We start from the raw sequence: 14,429 nt of genomic DNA on the forward strand, positions 1-14,429 counted from the left end.
GCTATCCGAATGCGAGGTTGACGATCCAGTAGCTGAACGCGGCGACGAGGGCCGCGGCCGGCATGGTGATGAACCAGCCCATCACGATGTTCTTGGCGACGCCCCAGCGGACGGCGCGCGAGCCCTTCGTGGAGCCCACGCCCATGATCGCGGACGTGATCACATGCGTGGTGGAGATCGGCGCGTGGAACATGAACGACGCCGTGTACATGACCGAGGCGGCGGTCGTCTCGGCGGCGAAGCCCTGCGGCGGGTCCAGCTCGATGATCCGGCGGCCGAGCGTCCGCATGATCCGCCAGCCACCCGCGTACGTACCGAGCGACAGCGTGAGCGCGCAGGACAGCTTGACCCAGAGCGGGATCGCGTCGTCCATGGACTGCACATCACCGATGACCAGGGCCATCACCACGATGCCCATGGTCTTCTGCGCGTCCTGCAGACCGTGGCCGAGCGCCATGCCCGCCGCGGAGACGGTCTGGGCGATCCGGAAGCCGCGCTTCGCCTTGTGCGGGTTGGACTTCCGGAACATCCACATGATCGCGACCATCACCAGATAGCCGATGATCAGGCCGACGAACGGCGAGAGGAACATCGGGATGACGACCTTCTCGACGACGCCCGACCAGATGACGGTCGTACCGCCCGCGAGCGCCGCGCCCACCATGCCGCCGAACAGGGCGTGCGAGGAGGACGACGGAAGGCCGAAGTACCAGGTGATCATGTTCCAGGCGATCGCGCCGATCAGGGCGGCGAAGAGGATGCCCATCCCCTTGTCGCCCACCGGAGTCTCGATCAGGCCCTTGCTGACGGTCTTGGCGACCCCGCTGCCGAGGAAGGCACCCGCGAGGTTCATCACCGCCGCCATCGCGAGGGCCGCACGCGGGGTCAGCGCCCGCGTGGAGACCGAGGTCGCGATGGCGTTCGCGGAATCGTGGAAGCCGTTCGTATATGTGAAACCGAGCGCGACCGCGATGGTCACGACAAGCGCAAACGTGTCCACCGGGGGTCAGGACTCCTTGACCGCGATGGTCTCGACCGTGTTCGCGACATGCTCGAACGCGTCGGCGGCCTCCTCCAGCACGTCGACGATCTGCTTCAGCTTCAGCACCTCGATGGCGTCGTACTTGCCGTTGAAGAGCTGGGCGAGGAGCTTGCGGTGGATCTGGTCCGCCTGGTTCTCCAGACGGTTCACCTCGATCCAGTACTCCGTGAGGTTGGTCATGGTCCGGAGGTTCGGCATGGCCTCGGCGGTCAGCTCGGCGGCCCGGGCGAGGACCTCGATCTGCTGCTCGACGCCCTTCGGAAGCTCCTCTACCTGGTACAGCACGACCAGGTCGACGGCCTCCTCCATGAAGTCCATGATGTCGTCGAGCGAGCCGGCGAGGGTGTAGATGTCCTCACGGTCGAACGGCGTGATGAAGGAGGAGTTCAGCTGGTGGAAGATCGCGTGCGTCGCGTCGTCCCCCGCGTGCTCCGCTGCCCGCATCCGCTCGGCGATCTCGGCTCGGGCGGACGTGTCCGCTCCGAGCAGTTCCATCAGGAGCTTGGAGCCCGTGACGATGTTGTCCGCGGAGGCGGCGAACATGTCGTAGAAGCTCGTCTCCCTGGGGGTCAGACGAAAACGCACGTGGGATCCTCGGGGTGCAGCGGATTCGGTCTCGTTGATGCTAGGCGCATCATCGGGCCACAGCTAACTGGCATTCCCTCAGTGTCGCCCATCGGGCAGAGTGCTCACCAAGCCAGGTACCGCCTCCGGCGGCGAATTTCTGTACCATATACCCAGCGGGGGTATACGAGTGGGGTATACGCCATGACAGGGGTACAAACCCCAGGGCCCGCGGACCGCCGACGGCTCCGCGGCGGAACGACGGAGGACGCCATGACCGACGGCATGACGACGGAAGCCGACGTGAGCGGCGACACCACCGGGCCGGCCGCGCCGTCCTGCCACGGCGCCGCACCGGCCGACCCGGCCGCCGGCGCCCCGGCCCACGGCCCGCACGGCTACAGCGCCCAGAAGGACCAGCACCTCAAGCGCCTCCGCCGGATCGAGGGCCAGATCCGCGGCCTCCAGCGCATGGTCGAGGAAGACGTCTACTGCATCGACATACTCACCCAGGTCTCGGCGAGCACGAAGGCCCTCCAGTCCTTCGCCCTCCAGCTCCTGGAGCAGCACCTCCGCCACTGCGTGGCGGACGCGGCTCTCAAGGGCGGCACGGAGATCGACGCGAAGGTCGCGGAGGCGACGGCGGCAATCGCGAGACTGCTGCGGACGTGAGCCCGGGCGAGTGCCGGACAGGCTGATTTCAGCCCGTCCGGCGTTTGAGGACCGGGGTCCGGGGCGGAGCCCCGTTCGGGAAGGGGCGGGCAGGGGAAAGCCCCCGGCAGGGCCCCACCACAGCCACGGCCAAGCCCCCCCCTCAGCCCCCCTCCGCATCCGAAACCCGCGGCACCACCCTGAGCACCTCGTCAATCCGGTCCGGACTCAACCGATCCTCATCCGCACTCGACGCCGCGATCATCAGATCACCGTAGAGATCGATCTCGATGAGGGCCACGGGATCCGGCCCGCCCGACGAACCGCGTCGCGAAACCACGTGATTCACCTCCTCGGGTCTGCTCAGGTCTTCGTCTCGCCCACTCAGGCCCTTCTCCGGCCCCTCCCCGGGGCCTCCGCTCTCCGATTCACCAGCGTAGTGATCGGTACACATGGCGCGCATGGCACAGAAGGACCATTTCCATGGCCAACTACGCCCTGCCGCGTTAATTCCGCGGCGAACCCACCGTCCCCGCATAGATATCGGCGGGAGCGGGCAGGGCCACCCGCACCGGGGTGCCGAAGTCGTAGAGCTCGACGGTCGAGACCACGGTCATCGGCGGCGCCGAGGCCGCCGGTGAGCCGGAAGGGGCCGCGGAGGCCGAAGCGCCACCGCGGCCACGGCCCGCGACGCTGAAACGGTGGCTCACCCTCCGCGGCCGGCCCTGATCGTCGAGGTAGGCGTCGAACGCCACTGTCCCGTTGGAGAACCCTTTCGCCGCTACGGTCAAAGGCTCGCGGTCCCGTTCGGGCGCCGCACGGGCGGCCCTGCCGAGGTCGATCGTCCCCCAATAGTGCCGCACCCTGACGCCGCCTACCCGCTCGTCCCGCATGTATGTCACCTCCCGGGCGCCGCCGAGCAGTTCGGCCGCGGCGAGCGGGTCGGTGGCGCCGTTGGTGAGGAGGTTGCCGTCGGCGAGGGAGGCCGTGGCGAGCCGGACCCAGCTGTCCCCGGGGACGCCCGCGCCACGGTTCTTCATAAAGAGCCGCCCCGGGGTGAAGACCTCCGTGATCGGCCGGTGTTCGGCGTCGCCCGCCGCGTCCTCGGGCACGAGCACCGTCAGCTGCCCGGCGGGCCGGGAGAAGTCGTAGAGCCCGCTGCCGTGGATGGTGAGCCGGGTGCCGCCGCTGACCGTCTCCATGGACGTGCGCACCTTGGCGCCCCCGGCGCCCGCGAGCACCCGGGCGGCGCGCGCCAGGGCCTCGCGCGCCCGGCGGGGGTCGGTCTCGTCACCCGCGGGCCGGGCCTGGGTGCTCAGGCTCTTCAGGTCCTCCCGCAGACCCCTGCCATCAGGCACGACGGGGTCCTGGGCCGCGCAGCCGGACAGCAGCAGGCCGAGGGCGAGGCCGCCCGCCACCGCGTTGGCGACGACCGCGCCCCTGTGTCCGTGCTGCCGCACCACCATGCCCGTCAGCCCCCTGCCACGCTGCCACCACCTGTGGAACCCGTTACTGTCAACGACCACTCCGGGGCGGCCGTCACGGCCCGGTACGGTGATGGCGTGTCCGACGCAGCCTCCGTGAGCTTCTCCCCGGCCCACTCCACGAGCACCGCCGAGACGGGCTCCTTCTGCAGCGCCCGCTGTACGTGCGGCTGGCGCGGCCCGGCCCGCCGGGCGCGCTCCCTCGCCCGCGACGACGCCGCGGCGCACGCCGGCGCCGGAAGTGAGGGAACCGCTTCCGTGGGTAGACCATCTGTCTAGGCGGTCGAACGACGGACAGCGGTGGGGTGGCGGGGCGGCATGGCCAGGGGCGGGCGCGGGAACGGCACGGCGAGCGGCGCGGACGCCCGGCCGGACGGGGCCGGGAGCGGCACCCCCGGCACGGCGAACGGCAGGGCGAGCGGCAGGCCGGAAGGCCGGGGCGGCGGCATGGACCGCCGGCACGTCCTCGCGGCCGGTACGGGCCTGGCGGCCGCCGGTGTCTGGGCCGCGGCCTGCGGTGACAGCGCGGGCTACGCCCAGCCGAACGGCCCCTCCGGCCGCGTCCCCGTCGCGAGCCGTACGCCCGCCCCGCGCACCGCGGCGGGCGCGGCGGAGTGGACGGCCCTCGGCAAGGGCCTGGCAGGCGGCCTCGTCCGCCCCGGCGACGCGGACTACACCACGGCCCGCCAGCTCTACAACACCCGCTTCGACGGGCTGCGCCCGGCCGCCGTCGCCTATGTGGAGAACACCCACGACATAGCCGAGTGCCTCGCCTTCGCCCGCCGCCACACCACCCGGATATCCATACGTAACGGTGGTCACAGCTATGCGGGTTGGTCCAGCGGCACCGACCGCCTCGTCATCGACGTCTCACGGCTCAGGACGATCCGCACGCCGTCGGCCACCGACGCCGTCGTCGGGGCCGGCGCCAAGCTCATCGACGTGTACACCACCCTCGCCGCGCGGGGCGTGACCATACCGGCCGGCTCCTGCCCCACCGTGGGCGTCTCCGGGCTCGCCCTCGGCGGCGGACACGGCGTCACCTCCCGCGCGTACGGCCTGACCTGCGACAGCCTCACCGGTGCCACGGTCGTCACGGCCGACGGCCGGACCGTGGACTGCGACGCGAGCCGTGCCGCCGACCTCTTCTGGGCGCTGCGCGGCGCGGGCAACGGGAACTTCGGCGTCGTGACCGAGCTCCGCTTCCGCACCCGCAAGGCCGTGGACGGCGTCTCCGGCTACGTCTCCTGGCCCTGGTCCCGGGCCGCCGACGTGCTGCGCGTCTGGCAGGAGTGGGGGCCGGGCCGCCCGGACGAGATCTGGTCCTCCTGCGACCTGTCGGCCGCGGCCGGCGGCACCCCGCGCGTGTCCGTCTCGGCGTACTCCCTCGGCACCTACGGCGACCTGGAGAACAGCCTCGACCAGCTGGTCGGCAAGGTGGGCGGCGCCTCGAACGGGGTGCGGCTGCGCCGCCGCGGCCACCTCGACATGGTCCGCGGTTACGCGGGCTGCGGGGAGAAGTCCACCGCGCAGTGCCATCTGCCGGGCCGGACGCCCGGCCGCGAGTCCGCCGGCGCCCTCGCCCGGGAGACCTACGCGGCGCGCTCCGACTTCTACGACCGCTCGACGGGCGAGGCGGGCAACCGCGTCCTGGCCGACCAGATGGAACGTTTCAGCAGGCAGGCCGGCAGCGGGGGCGGCGCCATCCAGCTGACGGCGCTGGGCGGCGCGGTCAACCGCGTCAAGCCCCTGGACACCGCCTTCGTGCACCGCCGCTCCCGGTTCCTGGCCCAGTACCTGACGTCCTGGGCGGCGGGCGGCTCCGGCGCGCCGCAGACGTCCTGGCTGGACGGCACGCACGCGGCGATGCGCCGCTACGCCTCGGGCGCGGCGTACCAGAACTACGTCGACCCGGGGCTGAAGGACTGGCGGAAGGCGTACTACGGGGACGCGGAGGGCCGTCTGACGAAGCTCAAGAGGCAGTACGACCCGAACCGCCTCTTCGACTTCCCGCAGGCGCTGTGAGCCGCCGAGGGGCCGGGGAAGATCTTCCCCGGCCCCTCGGTTCCCCTCGCGGGTCCGCCGTTCCCGCCCGCCCGTCAGGCGGCGAGGTCGCTGTCCCGGTGCAGCGGCTGCTCGGGAAGCCCCCGCCCGGCGGGCCCGGCGGCGGCCACGAGGGGCGCCACCGCCCGGTCCGACCGCACCAGCCACCCCGCACGGGTGCCCGCCACGCGCCGGGCGAGCGGGGTGAGGAGCATCATCGCGAGGGGCGCGAGCAGCAGCGCGACGGCCGTGCCGAGGGCGAGGCCGCCGATGACGTCCGTGGGGTAGTGCACGCCCATGTAGACCCGGCAGAGACCTTCCAGGAACGCGAGGCCGATCCCGATCAGGCCGTACTTGCGGTGGGCGACGAAGAGGCCCACGCCGAGCGCCATGGTGAGCGTCGCGTGGTCGCTGACGAAGGAGTAGTCGGTCTTGCCCTTGACCAGGACCTCCAGACCGGTGTGGTCGAGGAAGGGCCGGGGGCGTTTGACGAAGCCTCGGATAGGGATGTTGACCAGCAGCGCGATTCCGGCGGCGAGCGGCGCCCAGCACAGCGCGGCGACACCCGCCGGGGCGTCCTCGCGCTTGCGCACGCTCCACCACGTGAAGAGCATCAGCACCCCGAGCCCGAGGACGATCCCGTACTCGCCGATGAACTCGACGAGCCGGTCCAGCCAGTTGGGGGCGGCCTTGGCGATGCCGTTGATGTCGTACAACGTGCTGGTGTCGGGGTTCGACCCGCCCCTGGCCTCCGACATGGGATAACCCACCGCGAGTCCAGCCATGTGTCGTGGCCCCTTATCTGTCGCTACGTCCAGCTGCCGACCCCCGTGGTCTTCGCGCCCGTGTCGCGACGCTGCTTTCCCACTTCCATGGAACGCCCCACTCCGGCCGGGCGTTCCACTTTCCACTCAATGATCACCCGGACGTTATCGAAGGGTGACCCGCCGTCGCAGCCCAGGGTCCGCCCCGCGGCTCAGGTCACCTTGCCGCCGGCCAGCGCCTTCGCGCCGTCCTGGGTGACCCGGGTCGCTCCGATGTAGTCCGGTGAGTCGATCTTGTCGAAACGGATGACGGCCCCCGTGTACGGAGCGTTGATCATGTAGCCGCCGCCCACGTAGAGCCCCACGTGATGGATGCTGCGGGGATCCTTCAGGTCGTAGGCGAAGAACACCAGGTCGCCCGGGAGGAGCTCGTCCCGCCGGGGGTGTGCGCCGGCGTTCCACTGGTCGTTGGCGACGCGGGGCAGCTCGATGCCCACGGAGGCGTACGCGGCCTTGGTCAGCCCGGAGCAGTCGAACCGCCCGCCGTCCTCGGCCGTGCCGTCACCGCCCCAGAGATAGGGCGTGTTGAGCTTCTCCTGGGCGTAGTAGATCGCCCCGGCCGCCTGCTGCGACGGGGCCACCCGGCCCACGGGCCGCGCGAAGCTCTTCTCCAGGGTCCGGATGGCCTTCACATAGCTCCGGGTCTCGCCGTAGGGCGGCACTCCGCGGTGCTGGATGACGGCGTAGGGGCCCGCGTTGTAGGACGCGAGCATGTTGTCGGCGAGGTCCCCGGGCACGCCCTTGACGTCCTTCGCCAGCGCGCAGTCGTACACCGCCGCCGACGGGATGGCGTCCTGCGGGTCCCAGATGTCCCGCTTGCCGTCCTTGTTGGCGTCGATCGCGTGCGACTCCCAGGTGGCGGGGATGAACTGCGCTATCCCGCGCGCGTCGGCCGGGCTCACGGCCTTGGGGTTCCAGGCGCTCTCGGAATAGATCTGGGCGGCGAGGATCGCGGGGTTGAGCGCGGCACAGAGGTTTCCCCAGTCCTGGACGAGCTGCTGGAACTGCGCGGGCACCGCGCCCTTCGCCAGCCCTACGGAACGCCCGCCTCCGTTTTCGCCGAACAGATTCCCCGCGGCCGAGTACACGCCGACGACGAGCAGCCCGATGAAACACAGGCACATCCCGATCCCGACACCCACGCCCACCCAGAGCTTCCGCACCCCGCAATACTCCCCCACGATCCCGTCGCATATCCGCGATTCGCGACCACCTGTCGATCCGTCAACGCCCGTCGCCACGACCGCTCCTCTATCGTGGGCGCGGGCACGGACGGCCGTGATGTAGATCCCATGAGCAGATCCCGCGAGGGGGACCATGAACATGAACGAGCTCGAATGGATTCCGGCGACCGACGGCGACGAGACGGAGTATCTGGAGATCGCCTTCGGCGGGGACGGCAACGTCTACATCCGTGAGAACCACAAGCCGGAGAAGGTCGTGGTGACGACCGAGACCAAGTGGGACGCGTTCGTACTGGGCGTGAAGGCGGGCGAGTTCGACCACTTCGTGGAGGGGATCGAATAGGGCCGCGGGCCGCCACCGGGCGGGCCCGGCGCCCCCTGGGACACACAGGGCCACGCCCCACCGGGGGCGTACGACTCAGTCGTCGCTCTTCTCGCCCTTGTCCTCGGTCTTCTTCTCGGCGTCCTTCCCGCCCCCGTCCTTGGGCTTCTCCGATTCCCTGGACGCGTCCTTCGACGCCTCCTTGGACTTCTCCGCCTTCGGCTTGGGCTTCGCCTTCCTCGGCTTCTCCGACTGCGAGGCCCGCGGCGACTCCGGCACCCCCGTGGCCTCCGCGGGCACGACCCGGGGGGACTCCGCACCGGGGTCGGGCGCGGGCCGGTCCGCGCCACCGTCCACGGCCGACTCCGAGGGCTGTGCCTCGGGATGCCCACCACCGGACCCACCGTCGCCGCCGGCGCCGAACACCGACGCCCCGACGAGCGTCGCGACGACGAACGCCACCGCGCCGGCGGCCACACTCAGCAGCACCTTCGGGCGCCGCACGCCCGTACGGCCACCGCCGCCCTTGCGGCGGGACGGGGGCTGCTGTGCCGGGGGCACCATGGGGGACGCGGGGCCCGGCGGCGGGGCGAACCGCGGGGCCGGCCCGGGCCGGGCACCCGCGGGCCGCCGAGGGCGGCATGGGGACCCGCGCGGTCGTGGGCGCGGGCCGGGCGGCGGGCGCGGGGAACGGCCGCGGCGGGGACACCGGCACGGACGGCCGCGCCGTCTCCCGCCAGGACGCGCCCGCGAACCAGTCCGCGACCTCCTGCGCCGACGGCCGCGCCTCCGGCTGCTTGGCCAGCATCCGCAGCAGACAGTCCTCGAAGGCGGGCGGCAGATCCGCCCGGTGCGCACTCGGAGGGACCGGCTCCGCGTCGACGTGGAGATAGAGCAGCGCGGTCGGGCTGTCCGCCCAGAAGGGCGGGTGTCCGGTCAGCAGCTGGTAGAGCACGCACCCCAGGGCGTAGACGTCGGAGGCCGGGCCGGCCGGCCGCCCGAGGGCCCGCTCCGGGGCGAGGTAGGTGCTGGTGCCGACGATCTGGCCCACCCGGGTCAGGGCGGCCGAGGTCTCGTCGACGAAACGGGCGATCCCGAAGTCGCCGATCTTCAGCGTGCCGTCGGCGTCCAGCATCAGGTTTCCGGGCTTGACGTCCCGGTGGACCACACCCTGCCGGTGGGCCACCGCCAGGCCGGACGCGGTCTGCGCGGCGATGGTGGCGGCACGGGCCGGGTCGAGGGGCCCGCGCGCGGACAGCTCCTGGGCCAGGCTCGGGCCCCGGACGAGCTCCATGACCAGATAGAAGCGCCCGTCCCAGGCGCCGAAGTCGTAGACGGCGACCACCTGAGGGTGATTCAGCCGGGCCGCCGTCTGGGCCTCCAGCCGGAATCTGCTCGCCGCGGACTCGTCGCCGTCGCCGTCCAAGAGGAGCTTCACCGCCACCTGACGGCCCAGCACCTCGTCCTGCGCCTGCCAGACTTCGCCCATGCCGCCGCGGCCGAGAAGCTCCCCCAGCCGGTACCGATCGGCAACCAGCACCCGTACCACCCTTGATCTCGACGCCCCCGACGCACCCCACACGGCCCCACAGCCACAAGGCCCGGTGGTCACCCGGGCGGCGCAGGCCCCAGCGTACCGACCGATCACATCGTCCTTTGAACATCCCCGCAGCCTCCCCGCCCACCACTCATTGCTCGGCGTCCACCCGCGTGATACACAGAGTCACCATAGGACTCCGCACTGACAACGCCTCGCGTCGCAGGTCAGGCCGGTAGCGACCGCCATGCATACGAGTTGCGCCAAAAAATGACGCCAAGTCGACATGCTGAGGCGGCATCGTCAGCGAAGATAGGTCCCGACCTTTGCCGAGCGGTAAGGGCGTGACACAACTACCCATAAGGGGCGGTGAGTTACAAATGTTTCTGGCAGCGGAAAAGGGTGACATCAACACCATCATTGGCGGAATCGCCCCTAACTGGGGGCCGTTCGGCAACCTGGGCCAGGAGGCCCGGGTCATGGTCGAGGTCGTGATGGCCGTGGCCATCCTGCTCTGCCTAGCCATCGCGATCTGGGGTGCGGCGAAGCAGCGCATCGGCGCCACGGCGCTGCGCGACACGTTCAGCGCCGAGCAGGGCAAGGGCCTGATCGTGGCCGGTCTGACCGGTGTCTTCATCATCGGCTCGCTCGGCACGCTCTTCACCATCGTCTACGGCATGGCCGTCTGACCCGCCCCGCCCGAGGGCACCGCCCACCGGCCCGGCCGGCCACGCGCCCCTCCCGACCGCCCCTTCGCTCCCTTTCCGCCCGCTCCACCCGCGCATCGTCCCCGCGCAGACCCTCTCGTCCCCGAGTCCCCCCGCACCGAGGCTGCCACCTGATGCCCCCTCACACCCCCTCGTACTCCTCCCCCCGGATTGCCCTCCCGCCGCTACCGTCATATGCGGGTGCCACAGACGCGACGACGTATGAGGGGACGTGCGGGCGATGAGTCTCGGCGACGACGGCTACGGCGGCAACGGCCAGGGCTCCGGCCGGCCGGACGGTGACTACCGCGACTACGGCGACCACCACCTGACGCGCACCCGCCTCCCGGAGGGCGAGGGCGATCCCTACGCGCCGGCCCGGCGCGGGGGGCGCGGCGGCCGGGGCGGCGGGCGTGCGGGCCTGTCCAACCGGAATCTGGTGACGGTCGTGGGGGTCGTGGTCCTCCTCATCGCGGCGATCGCGTTCGCGAACAGAGGTGGCGGGGATTCCGCTTCGGACGACTCGGAGAAGGGCGGCGGCAGAACGGCTAGTGCGCAGCCTACTGTTCCGACGGGTACGAAGCCGGTGCCTGGGCGGGACCCCGCCACAGGCATCGCGTCCGGGTTCGCCCAAACGGAGCAGGGCGCACAGTCCGCCGCGTCGAACTACGCGGTGGCCCTGGGCTCGTCGGACATGTTCGCCCCGAACAAGCGTCACGACATCGTGAAGACGGTCATGGCCCCAGCCGCCGTGGACAAGTACCAGAGCACCCTCGACCAGGCGTACTCGTCGAGTTTCTTCAAGAGCCTCGGGCTCAAGGAGGACGGCTCCGCCCCCAAGGGCTTCACCTTCGTCTCACGCACGATCCCGATCGGCACCAAGGCCACCAAGTTCAGCCAGGACGCGGCTACCGTCGAGGTCTGGTGCACAGGACTCCTCGGACTGGCGGGCGAAGGTTCGACCAAGCCGGTCACCACGGGCTGGTTCACGATCACCATGCAGCTCACCTGGACCGGGAGTGACTGGAAGGCCAGTGATCACTCCCAGAAGGACGGCCCCGCGCCCATCGGCGGAGATGTCCCCGCCTCCAGCGCCGAAGCCATCGCCAACGCGGTCAATGGGTACGGAGGGTTCACGTATGCCCGGTAGTCGTCGGACCCTGTCGGTCACCGCCGTTCTGGCGTCCGTACAGGCAACGGTCATCGTGTTCGCGACCAAAGCCCTCGCCGCGCCATCTCCCACGCCATCACCCAGCGGCACACCGTCACCGTCGCCAAGCGGAAGCAAGGATCCCGCTTCCAATCTCCCCTCCAAGGGCACCAACGCCTGTGACCTCATCCATGGCCCCGCCAAGGAGTACTGCACCGGCGGCAACGGCGGCACCGGAAACAACAAGGGGCTGACCAACACCCCCACCGCCCCCGACACCCCCCTCGACCCCCTCGCCTCCCTCGGCAAAGGCTGTGCCGACGCCGCCTCCTGGATCATCCGGAAGCTCTCCGACGCCGTGCAGGCCACCGGAAACGTCGACTTCACCAACGCCACCTTCCTGCGCCAGTACGCCGTCGTCTTCGCCGCTTCCACCATCCTCACGCTCGTCCTGTGGCTGCTCGCCGTCGCCAAGCGGGCCGTGCGGGGTGTGCCGTTCACGGAGGCGTTCACCGAGGCCGTGGGGTTCCTGTGGCTGACGGTGCTCGCGTCCGCGTTCACCCCGCTGATCCTCTACACGCTGGTGTCCGCCACGGACGCCGTCACCGAAGTGATCTCCGCCGGTACGAACGCGAACAACGACGCCTTCTTCGGCGGCTTCGCCGACGCGCTCAAGAAGGGCGACGGCATCGGCGGCGGCCCGATCATGCTGATCGTGGTGTCCCTCGTCTCCGTGCTCGCCGCCGGTGTGCTCTGGCTGGAGCTGGTGATCCGGGCCGCTCTGCTCTACGTGGGAGCCCTGCTCGGCACCGCCGTCTACGCGGGGCTGGTCGACAAGAACATGTGGGGGCACGTCCGCCGCTGGGCGGGCATCATGATCGCGGTGATCCTGGTCAAGCCGATCATCGTGGTGGTGCTGGGCCTGGCCGGAGCGCTGTCCTCCGGTAAGGGGCCGAACTCCTTCTCCGCGGTCGTGTCCGGGCTCGCCATCATCATTCTTGCCATCTTCGCCAGTGCGATGATCTATCGATTCGTCCCCGGCTTCGGCGACGAGATCGTCAACACCCGCGGGGCGAGCAAGGACGCGGCGTCCCGGCAGGCCGCCGCCGTGATCTCCTCGCCCGCCGCCCTGGTCAAGCAGGGCATCACCACGCACAGCGCCCGCGGCTCCGGGGGCGGTGGCAACGGCGGCCAGCAGGCCCGTCCGGCCAATTCCGTCTCCGGCGGCGTCGCCGCCCACAGCACCCGCGCGCCCGCCCGCCCGGAAGGGAACGGCAACGGAAGCGGCGCTTCCGGTGCCTCGGCGCCCCGCGCGCAGAACCGCAGCAATACGCCAGGAGGTGAGCGGAGTTGACGATTCAGGCACCGTCCCAGCCAATCGCGGCCCGCCGTACGTATCTGATCGGCCGCGCTCGTCCCAACGCGGTCGTCGGCAAGAACCGGGAGACCGGCGAGATCGCGCTGATCATCGCGGGCGCGTTCCTCGGCATGATGAGCGGCCTCCTGGTGCCGATCCTCCCGCTGCGGATCCTCACCCTCACCGGGTTCCCGACGCTGGCGCTGGCGGCCGTCTACGTGCCGTACAAGCACCGCACCTTCTACAAGTGGTTCGAGATCAACCGCACATACAAGCGGACCCTGCGCCGGGGCACCACGTACCGCTCGGGCGCGGCCGAGGCCGGCACCCGCCTGGACGGGCGGGAGTTCGAGGTCGGCCCACCGCCGGGCATCGGCCGGATCAACTGGCTGGCCGCGCCGTTCGGCCCGGACGAGATCGCCGTGCTGCTGCACGCCGACCGCCGTACGGTGACCGCCGCGATCGAGATCGAGGGGCCGGGCGTCGGCCTCCGCGACTCGGAGGACCAGGAGGCCCTGGTCGACCGCTTCGGGACGCTGCTCAAGCACGTGGCCAACGGCGACGGCTATGTGACGCGGCTCCAGATACTGGCCCGTACGCTGCCCGCCGACCCCGACGCGCACGCCAAGGACGTGGAGCGGCGCGGGGACACGAAGTCCCCCAAGTGGCTCCAGGACTCCTACGAGCAGCTGCAGTCGATGGTGTCGACCTCCTCCGAGCAGCACCGCGCCTACCTCGTCGCCTGTATGCACTACACCCGGGAGCTGGCCTCCGAGGCCCAGGCCATCGCCCGCGCCTCCCGGCACGAGCGCGGCGCCCGGCGGCTGGACCGGGACGGCGGCCTCGCCGTCGTCATGGCCCGTGAGCTGACCGACATCTGCGCCCGGCTCGCCGAGGCCGACATCAGGGTGCGGCAGCCGCTCGGGCAGGGCCGCCTGGCGTCGCTGGTGCACTCGATGTACGACCCGGACCACCCCATCGACCACATCCAGGCGATGACGCAGCGCAACGCCTGGCCGGCCGAGCTGGACGCCCTGGAGCCGACCTACCTCCAGGCCAAGACCCGCGAGTCGTCAACACGCGCACCCTGGTGTCACGCCACCGCATGGGTGAAGGAGTGGCCGATGACACCCGTGGGGGTCAACTTCCTCGCTCCCCTGCTGGTCCACACCCCGGACGTCATCCGGACCGTCGCCGTCTGCATGGACTTGGAGCCCACCGACGTCGCCATCGAGCGGATGCTCACCGAGAAGACGAACGACGACGCGGACGCCTCGCGCGCCGCCAAGATGAACCGGGTCGTCGACCCCCGCGACGTCGCCCACCACTCCCGCGTCGACCAGCGCGGCGAGGACCTCGCCAGCGGTGCGGCCGGCGTCAACCTCGTCGGCTACATCACGGTCTCCTCGCGCTCCCCGGAGGCGCTCGCGCGGGACAAGCGGACGATAAGAGCCTCGGCGGGCAAGAGCTATCTCAAGCTGGAGTGGTGCGACCGCGAGCACCACCGGGCCTTCGTCAACACGCTGCCGTTCGCGACCGGCATCCGACGATAGGGGCAACCGCC

General features: G+C 70.9%; 14 protein-coding genes and 1 pseudogene. 7 read left to right on the forward strand and 8 right to left on the reverse strand.

Features of this window, described 5'->3' with window-relative positions; genetic code table 11:
* Position 1: 1 nt before the first annotated feature.
* Positions 2–1,000 carry an inorganic phosphate transporter gene (locus AF335_RS10655; RefSeq protein WP_102918110.1) on the reverse strand — a complete coding sequence of 333 codons (999 nt, stop codon included), beginning with the start codon at positions 998–1,000 and terminating at the stop codon, positions 2–4.
* Positions 1,001–1,006: 6 nt separating this feature from the next.
* Positions 1,007–1,627 carry a DUF47 domain-containing protein gene (locus AF335_RS10660; protein ID WP_030367109.1) on the reverse strand — a complete coding sequence of 207 codons (621 nt, stop codon included), beginning with the start codon at positions 1,625–1,627 and terminating at the stop codon, positions 1,007–1,009.
* 264 nt (positions 1,628–1,891) lie between these two features.
* Between AF335_RS10660 and AF335_RS10665 the strand changes: the two genes are divergently transcribed.
* Positions 1,892–2,278, forward strand: coding sequence for a metal-sensitive transcriptional regulator (locus tag AF335_RS10665; RefSeq protein WP_102918712.1), 387 nt, complete (start codon positions 1,892–1,894; stop codon positions 2,276–2,278).
* Between the two features lie 142 nt (positions 2,279–2,420).
* Here the strand turns inward: AF335_RS10665 and AF335_RS34560 are convergent, their stop codons facing one another.
* Both AF335_RS34560 and AF335_RS10675 read right to left on the reverse strand, forming a co-directional pair.
* The gene (locus AF335_RS34560) at positions 2,421–2,597 is read right to left on the reverse strand and encodes a hypothetical protein (RefSeq protein WP_170127661.1); all 177 of its coding nucleotides are present in this window, start codon (positions 2,595–2,597) and stop codon (positions 2,421–2,423) included.
* 166 nt (positions 2,598–2,763) lie between these two features.
* On the reverse strand, positions 2,764–3,723 hold the full coding sequence (locus AF335_RS10675; protein ID WP_102918112.1) for an SCO4651 family lipoprotein: 960 nt from the start codon (positions 3,721–3,723) through the stop codon (positions 2,764–2,766).
* A 465-nt stretch (positions 3,724–4,188) separates the two neighbouring features.
* Here AF335_RS10675 and AF335_RS10685 point away from each other — a divergent pair, with 465 nt between their 5' ends.
* The gene (locus AF335_RS10685; protein WP_102918114.1) at positions 4,189–5,766 is read left to right on the forward strand and encodes an FAD-binding oxidoreductase; all 1,578 of its coding nucleotides are present in this window, start codon (positions 4,189–4,191) and stop codon (positions 5,764–5,766) included.
* 74 nt (positions 5,767–5,840) lie between these two features.
* On the opposite strand, the gene AF335_RS10690 is transcribed toward AF335_RS10685, so the two are convergent.
* Both AF335_RS10690 and AF335_RS10695 read right to left on the reverse strand, forming a co-directional pair.
* Positions 5,841–6,569: a phosphatase PAP2 family protein gene (locus AF335_RS10690; RefSeq protein WP_102918115.1), complete on the reverse strand. Its 729-nt coding sequence runs from the start codon at positions 6,567–6,569 to the stop codon at positions 5,841–5,843.
* Positions 6,570–6,760: 191 nt separating this feature from the next.
* Positions 6,761–7,771 carry a C40 family peptidase gene (locus AF335_RS10695; protein WP_102918116.1) on the reverse strand — a complete coding sequence of 337 codons (1,011 nt, stop codon included), beginning with the start codon at positions 7,769–7,771 and terminating at the stop codon, positions 6,761–6,763.
* 160 nt (positions 7,772–7,931) lie between these two features.
* Between AF335_RS10695 and AF335_RS10700 the strand changes: the two genes are divergently transcribed.
* Positions 7,932–8,135: a DUF397 domain-containing protein gene (locus tag AF335_RS10700; RefSeq protein WP_376697790.1), complete on the forward strand. Its 204-nt coding sequence runs from the start codon at positions 7,932–7,934 to the stop codon at positions 8,133–8,135.
* Positions 8,136–8,210: 75 nt separating this feature from the next.
* Here AF335_RS10700 and AF335_RS34030 read toward each other — a convergent pair whose 3' ends face one another.
* The gene (locus AF335_RS34030; protein ID WP_211304090.1) at positions 8,211–8,678 is read right to left on the reverse strand and encodes a hypothetical protein; all 468 of its coding nucleotides are present in this window, start codon (positions 8,676–8,678) and stop codon (positions 8,211–8,213) included.
* Between the two features lie 256 nt (positions 8,679–8,934).
* Positions 8,935–9,603, reverse strand: a pseudogene (locus AF335_RS35055) (serine/threonine-protein kinase); the annotation flags it as partial.
* Positions 9,604–10,031: 428 nt separating this feature from the next.
* Here AF335_RS35055 and AF335_RS10710 point away from each other — a divergent pair.
* From AF335_RS10710 to AF335_RS10725, 4 genes are all read left to right on the forward strand, one after another.
* Positions 10,032–10,340 (forward strand): hypothetical protein, encoded by a 309-nt coding sequence (locus tag AF335_RS10710; RefSeq protein WP_102918118.1) that lies wholly within the window; start codon positions 10,032–10,034, stop codon positions 10,338–10,340.
* 259 nt (positions 10,341–10,599) lie between these two features.
* The gene (locus tag AF335_RS10715; protein WP_102918119.1) at positions 10,600–11,508 is read left to right on the forward strand and encodes a DUF8175 domain-containg protein; all 909 of its coding nucleotides are present in this window, start codon (positions 10,600–10,602) and stop codon (positions 11,506–11,508) included.
* Positions 11,498–12,862 (forward strand): hypothetical protein, encoded by a 1,365-nt coding sequence (locus AF335_RS10720; RefSeq protein ID WP_102918120.1) that lies wholly within the window; start codon positions 11,498–11,500, stop codon positions 12,860–12,862. Before AF335_RS10715 ends, AF335_RS10720 begins: the two co-directional genes overlap by 11 nt.
* Before the next feature lie 2 nt (positions 12,863–12,864).
* A complete protein-coding gene (locus tag AF335_RS10725) occupies positions 12,865–14,418 on the forward strand; it encodes an SCO6880 family protein (RefSeq protein ID WP_102918713.1) in 1,554 nt (517 codons plus the stop codon).
* Positions 14,419–14,429: the final 11 nt, after the last annotated feature.

This window comes from Streptomyces eurocidicus (assembly GCF_002891295.1).
Classification (GTDB): domain Bacteria; phylum Actinomycetota; class Actinomycetes; order Streptomycetales; family Streptomycetaceae; genus Streptomyces; species Streptomyces eurocidicus.